Genomic DNA, 13,837 nt, shown 5'->3' with positions numbered 1-13,837 from the left:
GTTTGGCGCAGAACTTTTTTACAACTGTAACCGGTTGTAAATCAATGATGTTATTCTGGTAAATAATATGTACGGAAGACCGGATGCCTGGCGCGTCCGACCGACGATGCTTTGTGGGGCAGGCGAAGGGAACGCGTGCGCTGCGCGTCAATAGCGGAACTTGTTTTTGGTACTTTCCTTGATGAAACCGTGACGGTAGGCATAAAGCAATTCTTTCAGCTCTTCTATCTGGCTTTCCAGTTCGGCACCCTTGTCGGTGTCCCTTACCATCATACGTTGGGTGCTCATTTCCACGATTTGCGTGGTGCTCACAATGTCCGTCCCGTTCTTGATAGCTTCTTCGGCCGATGTGAACGGTTCGTGCTGTACCAATTGGAATCCCCGGCTGTGGAACACCAAGGTGTAGCCCGCTATTCCGGTCGTATTATGATATGCCTTGGCGAAGCCGCCGTCGATGACCATCAGTTTGCCATTGGCTTTGATGGGTGTCTCTCCGCGTCCCACGCGTACCGGGACGTGGCCGTTGATGATGTGGCGGTGCTGCCCCGTGACACCGAACGAATCGAGAATCATGTCGCAGACTTTCTCGTCGTCCCTCAATCTGTAGTAGTACCCTTTCTCTTCGGTATGGGTGGTTTTGTCCTCCAGGAAATAGCGTTCGAAAGTAGTCATTTTGGATTTGTCGAACAGGGGGGAGTCCACGCCGCACCACAGATACCAAAAATAGTCGACGGCAAACTTCCTTTCTTTGGGCTCGGTGTCGCTGTTGAAAGCGGAACGCAAGACCAGACCTATCTTGTCCAGCAAAGCCCGTCCTTTGACTTTTTCTCCGTTGATGTCCACTTCCTTCAAGCTTCCGTCGGCATTGAGCGGTACGGAAGCGTGGAACAGCAAATTGGAGTTGAATATCCCGTACATGCATCCGTGGGAGAACAGGCATTGTATGTGTTTGTTCAGCTTGTCGCTCACGCTGAAAGAATGGTGCAGTTTGTTGACCAGGTCTTGTTCTTCGGCTGTAAGCCGGTAGGGGGATTTAGGGTCGATGGTGGGGAAATAACAGTCGCGCATGGCATATTCCTTTCCGTCGCGCACGAAAACTTTTCTTTCAAAATCAATGTGCTCCAGTTGTTTCCTTTCTTGCATGTGCCATTCGGGGCGGCTGTCTATCATGGCAGCTTCGAGCTTGAACTGGATAATGCTGATGGCCTTGTGCATCTGTGCGATGAGGCGCCGGGCTTTCTGGTTATGCCTCGTGTCGTCTTTGTCCAGTTGCGGCCCGAAATAATGGCAGGGGTCGTCGGCGTATGTTTCCATGGCGAACGTGGCAAGCGGCACCAGATTGATGCCGTAACCGTCTTCCAGTGTGGCGAGGTTGCCGTAACGGAGCGTCAGGCGCAGCACGTTGGCAATGCAACAGTCGTTGCCGGCTGCCGCCCCCATCCAAAGCGCGTCGTGGTTGCCCCACTGTATGTCGAAGTTGTGGTAATTGCACAGTGTGTCCATGATGATGTGCGCTCCGGGACCGCGGTCGAAGATGTCGCCGAGGATGTGCAGTTGGTCGATGCTCAGGCGTTGTATCAGGTTGCAGATGGCGCAGATGAATTCATCAGCCCGTCCGGTGGACACGATGGTCTCGATGATGCGGTTGAAGTAGGCTTGTTTGTTGTAGTCCTGAGGGGACTCGTGCAATAACTCCTCTATGATATAGGCGAATTCCTTAGGGAGCGCCTTGCGCACCTTGGAACGCGTGTATTTGGAAGAGACCGACTGGCATACGCTTACCAGTTGGTGAAGTGTGATATTGTAGAAATCGTTCAGGTTCGTTTCGGAGTTCTTGATGTATTGCAGCTTTTGCTCGGGGTAATAAATCAGGGAGCAGAGTTGCCGGATTTCCGATTCCCGCATCGTGGTTCCGAATATTTCGTTCACCTTGCGCTTGATGTTGCCCGACGCGTTTTTCAAGATATGCTGGAAAGCCTCGTATTCCCCGTGTATGTCGGCCAGGAAATGTTCAGTGCCTTTGGGCAGGTTCAGGATGGCCTCCAAGTTGATGATTTCCGTGCACGCGGCACCGATGTCGGGAACGCTTTGGGAGAGCAGTTCCAATAGTCTCATGTCGTTCCGAATCTTTTCGTAGGAGTATATCTGGGTCATAGTATTTGTATTTCGTTTGTTCGTTATGACAAAATTACGCAAATCTTTTGTCCCCTACAATGTTTGTTGGCGCTTTTTCGTGACAAACAGGCCGATAGGATGCAGGAATCATAGTGTTAATTCTTTTAAGAAAGCATCAATATACTGAAAACAGTACCTCTTAATGGCAAAAAAAACGTAATTTTGCAACTTCATAGAATAAGAAATGCGGAATAGATTCTTTTGTACTGTGCTTTTGTACGGGCTGTCTTGCATGTTTGTTCGGGCTGCCGGAGAAGGCGGGCATGCCTTCGCTGAGGTGAAAGACAGTATAAAACCTGACGCGGATTCTGTATCTTCAGTTGTGGAGCCGGTTCGCAAGACGCGTAATCCGCTTAAGTGGATAGGGCGTTACCTGAGTAACACCAATAAACACGAAGACCGTCCCTTCGATTTCAGCATGCTGATAGGGCCGAGTTATTCGGCTGCCACTTCCGCCGGATTGGGAGCTACGGCCTCCGGTCTGTATTCATGGGATCGTTCCGATTCTTTGTTGCCCAAGTCCAATGTTTCGGTATACGCCAATGCGTCCCTGTCGGGAATGTTGGCTGTCGGGTTGCGGGGAAATAATTTTCTGCCTCATCAGAAATATCGTTTCGATTATCAGTTGTCGTTTTATACTTTCCCGGGAAAATTTTGGGGGATAGGTTATGAAAGCGGTGCCAGTGATGCGAATAAGAGCGACTATGAGCGTGTGAAACTCCAATTCAAGCCCAGTTTCTTGTTTCGCCTGAACGAATCGGTCTTTTTGGGGCCGGTCGTGGACATAGAATGGGTGAACAGTTTCGGTTTTGAGAACGAGACGTTGTTGGAGGGACAAGACAAATCGGTGGCGAATTATGGAGCGGGATTTAATTTCACGTACGATACGCGAGATTTTGTACTGAATGCCTACCGCGGCAATTTCTTTCGTTGGGAACAGATGTTCTACCCGTCCGGTTTCGGAAACGACTACGCTTTCAGTTATACCGACTTGACTTATAGTACCTACCATCAGGTATGGAAAGGCGGCGTGTTGGCCATGGAATTGCATACCTTGTTCAATTATGGAGATGTGCCTTGGACCATGATGGCCCAGGTCGGGGTGTTGGGGCGCATGCGTGGGTATTATGAAGGGCGATATCGCGACCGTAATATCATGGAAGGGCAGTTGGAGCTGCGCCAACATGTTAAAGGGCGTAACGGGATAGCCGTATGGGTGGGTTTGGCCAACGTGTTTCCCGATTTCGGTCATATATATTATGATGAGATACTTCCCAACTATGGTATCGGCTACCGCTGGGAGTTCAAAAAAAGGGTGAACATACGTTTTGATTTGGGCTTTACCAAAGACAGCCCGAATTTCACCTTTAATATCAATGAGGCCTTTTGAAAAGAACTAAAAAACAGAGATATAAAATGAAATTTAAGAGTGTGTATGTCTCAGGGCTGTTAGCTGTATGGCCCGTGATGCAGGGCATGGCCCAATCGGAACTGATTAAGTTTGGTGATTTTGATTCATGGATTGTCCGCAACATCAAGGAGAGCGGCATTATCGGTGGAGATACCAAACAGTTGTACGAAATCGGTCCGGATGCGGTCTGGAACGAGAACAAGGCTTACACGAACCAGGGAGGTTCGCCGTGGGCTACATCGAATGTGATGGCCAAAGTTTGCGGAATCACAAAGACGAATACTTCGGTTTACCGGGAGAAGCGAGGAGACGGCTATTGTGCCCGTCTGGAAACCCATGTGGAAAAGGTGAAGGTGATGGGCATCGTAAATATAGAGGTGTTGGCAGCCGGTTCTGTTTTTTTGGGCAGTGTGCCCGAACCGATTACCAATACGTCCAATCCGATGAGCAAATTGGCTGTGGGCATACCTTTTACCAAACGTCCGCAGGCTATCAGTTTCGACTATAAGGTGAAGCTTTCCGACGAACCGGACCGTATCCGTCAGACAGGGTTTAGTCGTGTGACCAAAGTCCAGGGGAAAGATATGCCCGATGTGGTATGTTTGCTCCAGAAACGTTGGGAAGACAAAAAAGGGAATGTGTACGCACAACGTATAGGGACGATGATTCATCGTTTCAACCACAATACGGATTGGGTAAACGCTGCAAAATTTCCTATTAAATATGGTGATATTACCAAGCAGCCCGGGTTCCAGAGTTATATGGGGCTGATATCCGGAGACAGGACACAATACACCCGTAACAGCAAGGGGAAGATGGTGCCTATCAAGGAAGTGGGTTGGGCCGATGCTGGTGAAACTCCCACGCATATCGTGCTACAGTTCGATTCCAGTTACGGAGGCGCGTACGTGGGTTCTGTAGGAACCACATTGTGGTTGGACAATGTGCATGTCATATATTAAAATAGGTAAGTGGACAATATGAAGACGGACCATTTTACATACGAAGGTGTGCCGACGCCGTGCTATATCATAGAGGAAGATTTGTTGCGGCGGAACTTGGAGCAGATTCGGGATGTGTCCCGGAGGGCAGGAGTAGAAATCATTTTAGCCTTCAAGGCTTTCGCTTTATGGAAGTCGTTCCCTGTTTTCAGGGAATACATCAGCCATACTACGGCTAGTTCCCTCTATGAGGCTCGTTTGGCGGCAGAAGAGTTCGGCAGCAAGGCACATACTTATTCGCCGGCCTATACGGAACGTGATTTCGACCGGATACTTTCGTATAGTAGCCATGTCACGTTCAATTCCATGAGCCAGTATGCCCGTTTCTATCCGAGCGTGGAGGAATACAGCCGTCTGCATCCGGAGGAGCGTGTTTCTTGCGGGCTGCGCATCAATCCGGAGTATTCGGAGATAGAAGTGGACTTGTACAATCCTTGTGCGCCCGGTTCTCGTTTCGGTATGATGGCCTCGCAACTTCCGGACAGCCTGCCTGCCGGGATTGAAGGATTCCATTGTCATTGTCACTGTGAGAGCTCTTCCGAAGCACTCGAACACACTTTGCTGCATATAGAGGAGAAGTTTGGGGGATGGCTGTCCCGATTGAAATGGCTCAATCTGGGAGGCGGCCATTTGATGACGCGGAAGGATTATGATGTGGAGCGTTTGGTGGCCATCCTGAAAGGCTTGAAGGAACGCTATCCCAACCTTACGGTCATTTTGGAGCCGGGCTCGGCTTTTGCCTGGCAAACCGGTCCGTTGGTTGCTTCGGTAGTCGATGTGGTGGAAAATAAAGGGATACGCACGGCCATTCTCGACGTGAGCTTCACTTGCCACATGCCGGATTGTTTGGAAATGCCGTATCAACCGGTGGTACGTAATGCCGAGACGATGGAACCCGATGCGGTGAGACGTGCGGCTCCGGAAGAAAATGTCTATCGCTTGGGCGGGAACAGTTGTTTGAGTGGCGACTACATGGGAGCATGGCGCTTTGGCCATCCTCTCGCGCCGGGCGACCGGATTATTTTTGAAGACATGATACATTATACTACAGTTAAAACCAATATGTTCAATGGCATCCGCCATCCGGACATCGCGATGCTGCATAGCGACGGAACTTTGGAATATTACCGTCGTTTCAGTTATGAGGATTATCGTGACAGGATGTGTTGAAAATAGAAAAAAAAGAAATAACGAATGATTTTTTTCAAGCAGATGCTTGCGCTTTTAAAAAATAGTTGTACCTTTGCAACCGCATTCAGGGGAGTGCAAAAGTTAATGAACTTAATGGAACAAGCATCTTTTGCGGAAATAGCTCAGTTGGTAGAGCACGACCTTGCCAAGGTCGGGGTCGCGAGTTCGAGTCTCGTTTTCCGCTCAAGATATTCAGAAACATTTTTGCCCAGGTGGCGGAATGGTAGACGCGCTCGTTTCAGGTGCGAGTGTTGAGAGACGTGCAGGTTCGAGTCCTGTTCTGGGCACATAGAATGTTTTCTGTATCATTCGGAGAGATGGCGGAATTGGTAGACGCGCTACTTTGAGGGGGTAGTGACAATTGTGTCGTGGGAGTTCGAGTCTCCTTCTCTTCACACTTTTCATAAGCAATATAATTGCGGAAATAGCTCAGTTGGTAGAGCACGACCTTGCCAAGGTCGGGGTCGCGAGTTCGAGTCTCGTTTTCCGCTCAGATAAAGCTGCCCGTGAGGGTGGCTTTATTTGTATTTACACTTCTGTTTCATTTGTTTTCTTCGTTTCGTTTGCGGTAGAGTTGGTAAGAGTTGTAAATATTGTGCCAAATGCTGTAGAAGCCTCCGGCTACCGATGTAACCGGAGTCATGAATGTATACCCCATCCAAATGGCAAATACCGTGTTCTTTTGTCCCAAGGCTTGACCGGCACTAATGGGATCGTTGTAACGGGTTCCGATGTATTTCCCCGCCCAGAATTGTACGACGCAGCAAACAAGCGATATGCCGGCTATGCCAAATTGGTAAAGCGCCGATACTTCGCTGTGGACGATACTCTTCACGGTAACCCCGATGGCAATGGCCAGTGCCACGGCCCACAAATAGAATGCCAGTTCCTTGCAGCGGAGAACTAGCTTGTGTATGCCAGGAAGGCAGTAGCGGACGAACAAGGAGGCCAGGAACGGGCAGAACAATAAAGGAAAGACTTTGCTTAATATCAAAGAAAAGGAGACACCAAATGTCAGGTCAGGGTGGGGGTGGACCAAGGGGACGAATATGGGGACAATCAGTGCCGTGGCCAGATTGATTAAAATGGTATAGGTCGTAAGGTTGGCCGCATTGCCTCCTAATTTCCCGGTGACTACAGCGGCTGCAGTAGCTGTCGGGCAAATCATGCACAGCATGGCTGCTTCTGCCAAAACTTGGCCCGGCAGGTTGGGAAAACATTTCAAAAGCCCGGCCAGGAGGGCAAAACAGCCAGCTTGGATTAAGAGCAGCCATCCATGCCAACGGCAAGGACGGAGTTCTTTGGGATTTACTTTGCAGAACGTTATAAAAAGCATGGCAAAAATCAATACCGGTTGCAGGATGCCGACGAACCGGGCTACGTAAGGTTTCGTAGGCTCCAGGACAGGAATGCCTGTGTAAATGAAGTAAGACAATGCCCCCATGAGCATGGCGATGGGGAGCGTCCAGTTTTTGATGAATCTGATGATAGACATATTCAAATTATCATGAATGGTTGTGCAAAGTTACTTATTTTGTCATCGCGGAGGTGGATTACACCGGACAAAATTTGTCCGGACGGGAGATTTTATATAATTTTGCATCGGTCTCCGACTAATTATGCCCGAGGGGTATAATTGTTCGGATTTTATGGTTTTATTTATATAATGAATTGATGAATTTATACATTCGCTATTTTGACGAGGAGTGCGTGGTGAGTTCGGCGGAAGAGGCTTTTGATTTCCTGTCTTCCCTGCCGGGTATTACGTTGGATGAGGCTTTCGTGAAAGACTTGCGCCAATACATGGATAGCCCGATGCCTTATCCCAAGCGTTATAAGGTACGTCCCCGTGTGTATTTTATTGTGATTAAGACAACGGCTACGACTTTGGCCGAATTTAAAGTGAACGGAGGCAGGACGCAGTCTTTAGCCGAAAGTTCGGAGAAGGAAGCACCGGCCCGTTTTTCCATTAACGACCGTCCGGGATGGTATGAGGGGGAAATCCTTTTCAAACGTGTGGTTCCCATTCCTGGCACCACTAAGTTCCAGTATAAGGATACGCGGTTCAAGGCTCGTTGCAAGGCTCGTAACACGCAGGAGTGTTACAACCGTATAGTAGAGCATTTGCGTTCGCGGCAAGATGTGGATGCGCGTAGCCAGTTTCCTTCCGTAAAAGGAAAGAATTTCTCTTGTTCTTATTTGGGCATGACGTTGGAAGAAGCGTAAAACCCGTAAGGGGAATGAGTCCGGTCGTTTGTATCGGAACGTTTTCCTTATGTAGGGGATTTTATTTTAAAGATAAAGGGATACCGGTTACGGTATCCCTTTTTTATGATTTGTTTTTTATTGAACTTCATTTTGAGCCTGCCAAATTGTCAGTTATAATGAGTTTTGGTTTGTTTTTTTCGGGAGTGGTTGCGGATTCGTGTGACAATAATGGATTCTCGTGCCTTTTGCCCGGGACAATGTTTGTACTTGCGAGCACTTTCCTTGCTCAAAAGCAAGCTTTTGGCTTGGAACTGCACTTGCCTTTCGCTATCTTTGCGTGCGGAAAAGGACCGTTCAAAAGAAAGGAGACGATTATGCTTGCATACACGTTCGTAGAACAAGGGAGATTCGAATTAAGGGAAAAGCCGCGTCCGGAGTTGCAGGACGGGCGGGATGCCATCGTACGGGTGACGTTGGGGAGCATCTGTACCAGTGATTTACACATCAAACACGGGAGTGTGCCGCGTGCCGTACCGGGAATCACGGTGGGGCATGAAATGGTTGGGGTGGTGGAAGAAGTAGGCCGTGAGGTCACTTCGGTCAAGCCGGGCGACAGGGTGACCGTGAACGTGGAGACATTTTGCGGGGAATGCTTCTTTTGTCGGCACGGGTACGTGAACAACTGCACCGACCCTCATGGCGGTTGGGCTTTGGGTTGTCGTATCGACGGTGGACAAGCCGAATTTGTCAGGGTTCCGTATGCAGACCAGGGCTTGAATGTGATTCCCCCATCGGTGACCGACGAGCAAGCTTTGTTCGTGGGCGACATCTTGGCCACAGGCTTTTGGGCAGCGCGTATCTCGGAAATCAAGGAGGAGGACACGGTGTTGATTATCGGCGCAGGCCCTACGGGGATATGCACTTTGCAGTGTGTCATGCTGAAAAATCCGCATCGCGTCATCGTTTGCGAACGGTCGGAGGAGAGGTTGCGTTTCGTGCGCGAACACTATCCCGGGGTAGAGGTGACGACTCCCGAAGGCTGTAAAGACTTTGTGCTGTGCCATAGTGCCCATGGAGGGGCGGACGTGGTGTTGGAAGTGGCCGGTGGCCAGGACAGTTTCCGGTTGGCCTGGGAATGTGCCCGTCCTAATGCCGTCGTGACGGTTGTGGCACTTTATGACAAGCCCCAGTTGTTGCCGTTGCCGGACATGTACGGGAAGAACCTGACGTTCAAGACTGGAGGGGTGGACGGTTGCGATTGTGCCGAAATCCTTTCCCTGATAGAGGCGGGCCGGATTGACACCACACCGCTTATCACCCACCGTTTCCCGTTGGAACGTATTGAAGAAGCCTACCGGATTTTTGAGAACAGGTTGGATGGTGTCATCAAGGTGGCCGTCACCGGACGGGGGCGATAGGGAAAAACGAACCCCGGTTTCCGATGCTTGTTTGAGGCAGGAAATCGGGGCTTGTATAAGTGAATGTTTACCGACGCGTTACCGGACGATGACTTTTTGCCGGTCTACGATATATAGCCCTTTGGAGAGGCCGCGCACTTGTTCGTATCCGTCTACGGTCACTTGCCGCACGATGCATCCGTCCGTTCCGTATATGGAAACGGTCAGCACTTGTCCTTCCGGGCCTTGCAAGCTGATGTAACCTTCTCCGCCGTATGCCTTGACGGTGGCTGTGCCCTTGTGTACGGGAGTGACGGAGGTGGTGCCGTCGCCCAGATAGTACAACCTGAAATTGTCGGCCTTATACCATCCGTCGTTGCCTTTGATGCCAAGGGTGAGCATGCCGTCCGTCACGTGGATGCTGTCTATGACGGTCTCCCTCAGGTAACGTCTGCCGAAGCCGTCGTCGGTCATCGTGGCTGTGGATGTATTGGCAAAGAGTGTCACGCTTTGTCCTTCGTCGGTGGCTATCCATGCTTTTACGCGGTAGAATCCGTTTTTCAGGCCCGTGGCTTTCTGGCTCAGCGTGACGCTGCCTTTTCCGGAACTGGAATAGGAGTGGAATACGTAACTGCCGTCTGCGTCCACCATGTAATTGTCCAAGGACGAAACGTCCGTCACCTTTGAACTCTGCCCTGTCTCGCGTGTGATGTCCCAACCCGTGGTGCGACGACTTTCAAACGAAGCGTTGGTCAGGTACACGTCCGTGAGGTCGATGGGCGCATCTGTGGGGATGAGGTTCCGGCGGCAGGCTTTGATGCCCTCTTCCAAAAGGGCTTCGGCTTCGGCTATCTCCTCTGCTTCCGGATGGCGGGTATAGCATGCGGCTGCAGTGTGGATTTGGTCAAGGAACGTGTTGAGATCTTCCGGCAACAACTGCCCTTTGGCATTTTCAGCCAAAAGGTAGGCTTGGTTCAGCAGCTCGCCGAGCGCCTCGCTTTCCTTGTCTTTCTTCTCGTATGCGTAGATGTTGGTGCTTACGTCCTTGTCGTATGTAAGGTAGCCGCTGAAAGCCGGGATGGTGGCCCCCTCGTCCTCTACGAAGGTCTGTATGTCGGCCTTGTTCAGCATGCGGAGTCCTTTCCGGGCCACTCCATTGCTGAAACTGTAGGACAGGGTGTCGGACGTGGCCGTTCCGTGACCGTAATCGACGGTCACGTCGGTGGCCGTAATCCGGTCTTCGCCCGGCCGGGTAGTCCGGTAAAGGTAAGGCGTGCAAGCCTTTAACGTGGTGTTCACTTCGTCCGATTCCGAGATAAGGATGTTGCTCAGTTTCTTGATTCTCCGTGCGCGGTTGCCTTCGGCCACTTCGCAGTCGAAAGGCAGGGCGATGTATTGCCATTTCATCGACGAGGACTGTGGGTTGAAGACGGCACGGCGGGCGGTGAAAGGCTGCTGTGCGCAGTAGTCGTAACCCATGGTCAGGCTGAGTTCCTCGCATATACCTTCTTTGATGATGTTTTTTCCTTTGGCTTCCGAGGCGGCATCGAGATAAAACAAAATGTTCGGATTGGCGAGCTGCGGCACGCTGTCTATGCCCGTCACGCGAGTCAGGTCGAAATGAGCGGACGGCACGGTAGAAGCCAGTTCCAAAAACTTGTCCCTGTTCCAATGGCCGGAGAAGACGACTCCCCGGTTGTCCGTTTCAGCCATGGTGAGGTCGCAACCGGCTACCTTGAAATAGACGATGGTGTCTTCCGGTGCAGCCTCTATCGTCTGCTCTTCTCCTCCGGCCTTGTAGTCGCGGTGCAGTGCGGCGGCATACAATGCGTCTTTTTCCATGTCGTCGAAGTTGAACGTCACTTCTTGTGTCGAGCCTTCTGCAAATACGGTCTCCCTGTCCGACAAATCCTCACGTTTGACAAAGGCCGATTGTCCGGCATCGTATTGGTACAGGTCGCATTGCAAGGTCGGCGTGGCAGCGGTGGCTTCTTGGGCGTTCGTTATGGAAGCCCGGACGCAGGCTGCGTCGCTGTACACCTTATTATATAATATGGTGCTTTCTTGTCCGCCGAGCACAATGGATGTTTCCTCGCTTTCCGAAGCGGCATCGAGCCGGAGGCTGTTCAGAGACAATGCGGGTTCCTGTGCGGAAGCTTCGGTCGCCAGACGTGCCAGGATACGCGCATTGCTGTCCATGAGGTACATGTAATACGGCCCGGCGATGCTGGGCCGGTAAGTCAGTTCCACGTTTGCCGTTTCCCCGCTCGGGATGACCGTGTTCACGTCTCTCAGGTTGGCATCGCTTACGTCTGTCGGTTCCTCTTCTTTCCGCTCAATGGCAAGGTATATCCCCTTGTAGTCCGTGATGCCATGGTTGGTGATTTCCACCTCGATGGCGTTTTTCATGCGGGTGTACATTTTGCTTGTCCGGATTTCTCCTTCCAGAGAATAGGCACGCGGATGTATGGCATGGGTCATGCCTTGCTGCCCGTTGAATCCGTTCATACCCGTCAAGTCGTCCACAGTGTAATACCCGTCTCCTTGTCCTCCCCATCCGAAATTAAAATGGAAAAGGTTGTCCGAGGCGCGGTATCCGTCTACCACTACGGCATGTCCGCCTGATGTCGGGGATACTCCGCTGTACACGATGGGCCAACCTTTTGCCAGGTCGTCGTACACCATATCTTCCCATTCCGACTGGCTGATGCCGGATTTGTATGTACATCGGCTGTCCATGAGGAATTGTCCGGAGAAGGTATTGACCAAATCACGGATTTGTCCCGATGTGGACGAACCGTAGGTGAGCCAGGTGGAGGTTCCCGTGATGGCCATCAGCGTAGCCACGGCCGTGTTCATGTCCTCGGGCGTGTTTCCTCCGTAGTTGTCCTGCATCAGTTCCCATTGCAAGGGAGTCCCTTTCGGGAACGATTCGGTGACGGGGGCATCGCCGTAACCGTAAGTCGGTGTGTCATACTGCGAACGGTCGGGCAGCTCTTTTCTCCAGTAATATGCCACTTGCGCGGCAGCCGTGGCCACACATCCGGTCAGCGCGCGGCCTCCTCCGTCTTTACGGAATGGGCACAAGTTGTTGTAAGGTGCCCCTTGCGACCAGTGTGCACTGACTAATGGAGCGATGTTCTCTTTGTCATTGGCCCGTGCTTGCGCTCTCGGACCTAAACCTTGGGCTTGTGCCGCTTCTATCATCTGGCTGTATCCTTCCAACCAGTCGAGCATGGCGGGCGGGAGAGTTTGCGGGTCGAAATCTCCTTGTTCGGTGTATCCTAAGACGTAAGGCATACAGTCGTCTCCGGATATGATGACAAAGCCTTGGTGGTTTCCCCTGTTGAAAATATAGAGGGGCGCGTACCCGTCGGTACTGTTGCGTTTGTTCACGAGGGTTTCCACGGTTTCGGGAATCTGGTTGCCACACATGTATGCCTGGGCTATTTCCCTGGCTTTTTCCGGGTCGATGGGGTCGGCCCATATACATGTGGATGACGTGAGAAGCGTCAAAACTGTCAATAAGGGTTTCATCATAGGTTTCTATTTTTATTGATATTAGATTAATACGACCAAAGGTAACTTTTTTTATGGACATTCCCGTCGTTTTCTTAAAATACTTGTGGTAGAACGTATTTATTTTATTACTTTTGCCAAAAAATTAAAGAGGAAAGGATATGCAGAAGAAGAATTACTATTTGGAGTCGGTTCTCGATTTGAACGCCAGTAATGTATGGGGAACGGAAGCCCAAGAGCTTTTGGAATTGTGGCAAAAGGATATTAAGGAAGAAGGTTTTTCTTCATCTGAGGAAAAAGTGCTGAACGTCATCCGGTTGGCTTTTGACGTGTATCATTTCGACCCGAAAGATGACCGGGATGTCATGAGGTATAATAATGGAGATTATGTCATTCTGCCCAGTGTGGACAAACGCAAAGGAGCCGTGGCCATACGTAAGAAAGAGATCCGCCGGATTACGGATCTCTCGTATGAGAACATTAAACATATTACGGCATCCGACCTGCTGAAGTTGATAGAAGGTAATTTCGGCGGTGGTTGGGATTCCATATCTTTGACGATAAAAGACATTATAGAGTCGGCTTTCGACATTAGTACGACAACCTTGCCTGCTTCACGCATTCATGCAGCGGGCGGTACGTTGGAACGTAAGGTTGCTGATGGGTATGAAGTACTGGAGATTGCGAAAGGGACGTGGGTAGAGGCTATTTTTGCCAAAAAGCGCGAACCGGTAGAGAAGTTGCGTTTTGTGCCCGAACCGGAATATGACGAAGACGGCAACCGCCGTATTGTGGACGAAGACACAGAAACTGATTCGGAGTCGGAAGAAGAGGGCGATACGGCAGGAGATGACACTTTTTACGGAAGCTATACCCCTGAGGCGGACATCAAGGATGTAGATGAAGAACTGGCAGACGAATGACCTTTGGGCCGG

General features: G+C 50.7%; 9 protein-coding genes and 4 tRNA genes. 10 read left to right on the top strand and 3 right to left on the bottom strand.

Going from position 1 to position 13,837, the window contains the following annotated elements:
* Nucleotides 1-147 precede the first annotated feature (147 nt).
* Entirely contained in the window at nt 148-2,154 is a 2,007-nt protein-coding gene (locus E0E47_RS04630) for a fructose-1,6-bisphosphatase (protein ID WP_130893026.1), read from the bottom strand.
* A gap of 205 nt (nt 2,155-2,359) precedes the next feature.
* On the opposite strand from E0E47_RS04630, the gene E0E47_RS04625 reads away from it, so the two are divergent.
* The 7 genes from E0E47_RS04625 to E0E47_RS04595 all read left to right on the top strand — a co-directional run bounded on the left by E0E47_RS04625 (nt 2,360) and on the right by E0E47_RS04595 (nt 6,269).
* On the top strand, nt 2,360-3,565 hold the full coding sequence (locus tag E0E47_RS04625) for a BamA/TamA family outer membrane protein (protein ID WP_232038334.1): 1,206 nt from the start codon (nt 2,360-2,362) through the stop codon (nt 3,563-3,565).
* 26 nt (nt 3,566-3,591) lie between these two features.
* Nucleotides 3,592-4,548 carry a PCMD domain-containing protein gene (locus tag E0E47_RS04620; RefSeq protein ID WP_040603157.1) on the top strand — a complete coding sequence of 319 codons (957 nt, stop codon included), beginning with the start codon at nt 3,592-3,594 and terminating at the stop codon, nt 4,546-4,548.
* A gap of 18 nt (nt 4,549-4,566) precedes the next feature.
* Nucleotides 4,567-5,757, top strand: coding sequence for a carboxynorspermidine decarboxylase (gene nspC / locus E0E47_RS04615; RefSeq protein WP_130893024.1), 1,191 nt, complete (start codon nt 4,567-4,569; stop codon nt 5,755-5,757).
* Between the two features lie 132 nt (nt 5,758-5,889).
* Nucleotides 5,890-5,962, top strand: a tRNA-Gly gene (locus E0E47_RS04610).
* A gap of 22 nt (nt 5,963-5,984) precedes the next feature.
* Nucleotides 5,985-6,065 (top strand) — tRNA-Leu (locus E0E47_RS04605).
* 24 nt (nt 6,066-6,089) lie between these two features.
* Nucleotides 6,090-6,173, top strand: a tRNA-Leu gene (locus tag E0E47_RS04600).
* A gap of 23 nt (nt 6,174-6,196) precedes the next feature.
* Nucleotides 6,197-6,269, top strand: a tRNA-Gly gene (locus E0E47_RS04595).
* A gap of 50 nt (nt 6,270-6,319) precedes the next feature.
* Here E0E47_RS04595 and E0E47_RS04590 read toward each other — a convergent pair.
* On the bottom strand, nt 6,320-7,273 hold the full coding sequence (locus E0E47_RS04590) for a transporter (RefSeq protein WP_008629458.1): 954 nt from the start codon (nt 7,271-7,273) through the stop codon (nt 6,320-6,322).
* A 179-nt stretch (nt 7,274-7,452) separates the two neighbouring features.
* Here E0E47_RS04590 and E0E47_RS04585 point away from each other — a divergent pair, with 179 nt between their 5' ends.
* Both E0E47_RS04585 and E0E47_RS04580 read left to right on the top strand, forming a co-directional pair.
* The gene (locus E0E47_RS04585) at nt 7,453-8,004 is read left to right on the top strand and encodes a hypothetical protein (RefSeq protein ID WP_008629455.1); all 552 of its coding nucleotides are present in this window, start codon (nt 7,453-7,455) and stop codon (nt 8,002-8,004) included.
* Nucleotides 8,005-8,360: 356 nt separating this feature from the next.
* Nucleotides 8,361-9,404, top strand: a complete 1,044-nt coding sequence (locus E0E47_RS04580) for an alcohol dehydrogenase (RefSeq protein WP_040603165.1) — start codon at nt 8,361-8,363, stop codon at nt 9,402-9,404.
* Nucleotides 9,405-9,482: 78 nt separating this feature from the next.
* On the opposite strand, the gene E0E47_RS04575 is transcribed toward E0E47_RS04580, so the two are convergent.
* On the bottom strand, nt 9,483-12,923 hold the full coding sequence (locus E0E47_RS04575) for a C10 family peptidase (RefSeq protein ID WP_130893023.1): 3,441 nt from the start codon (nt 12,921-12,923) through the stop codon (nt 9,483-9,485).
* A gap of 140 nt (nt 12,924-13,063) precedes the next feature.
* Here E0E47_RS04575 and E0E47_RS04570 point away from each other — a divergent pair, with 140 nt between their 5' ends.
* A complete protein-coding gene (locus tag E0E47_RS04570) occupies nt 13,064-13,825 on the top strand; it encodes a hypothetical protein (protein WP_008627345.1) in 762 nt (253 codons plus the stop codon).
* Nucleotides 13,826-13,837: the final 12 nt, after the last annotated feature.

The sequence above is a fragment of the Paraprevotella xylaniphila YIT 11841 genome, assembly GCF_900683745.1.
Taxonomy (GTDB): Bacteria; Bacteroidota; Bacteroidia; order Bacteroidales; family Bacteroidaceae; genus Paraprevotella; species Paraprevotella xylaniphila.
This window is presented reverse-complemented; position numbering and strand designations above follow the sequence as displayed.